General features: G+C 58.4%; 1 protein-coding gene. It reads right to left on the minus strand.

Annotated elements, in window-relative coordinates; genetic code table 11:
- Nucleotides 1-464: sulfatase-like hydrolase/transferase (locus E4T88_RS18890; RefSeq protein ID WP_167755482.1), on the minus strand; the 464-nt coding region annotated here is incomplete at both ends.

The raw sequence follows: 464 nt of genomic DNA on the forward strand, positions 1-464 counted from the left end.
GCCTGCCCCAGAACATGGTCGGTGTAGAGCACTGCATTGTCATAGGCATTCACTATGCTCTGACGATCGCACTTGCGCAGCTCGCCCGTGTCACAGGTGGGTTCAAAGCGCCTGAAAGCTGCAGGGTAGCGCTTGAAATAGGCGGGTCCATGGTTACCAAGCATGTGCAGGACTACTACCGTAGTGGTCTCGGAGGCTTCTGCGACGGACTCCAACCCATGCAGGAGTGCTTCGTCAAGGCACCTACCCTCTGAGCACAGGCCCGCAGCGGCCGGCGGATCCACAGGAATCACGCTGAGGTCATCACAGACGCCCTTGCAGCCTGACTGGTTGTCCTTCCAATGCACCGCAATGCCGGCACGAGCCAAGACGTGAAGCAGCGACTCGGACGAGCGAATTCGGGCCTCATCGTAGTCTCGCCTTCCAATCGCCGAGAACATGCATGGAAGTGATGTTTCTGTGTC

The sequence above is a fragment of the Dysgonomonas mossii genome, from assembly GCF_004569505.1.
Lineage (GTDB): Bacteria > Bacteroidota > Bacteroidia > Bacteroidales > Dysgonomonadaceae > Dysgonomonas.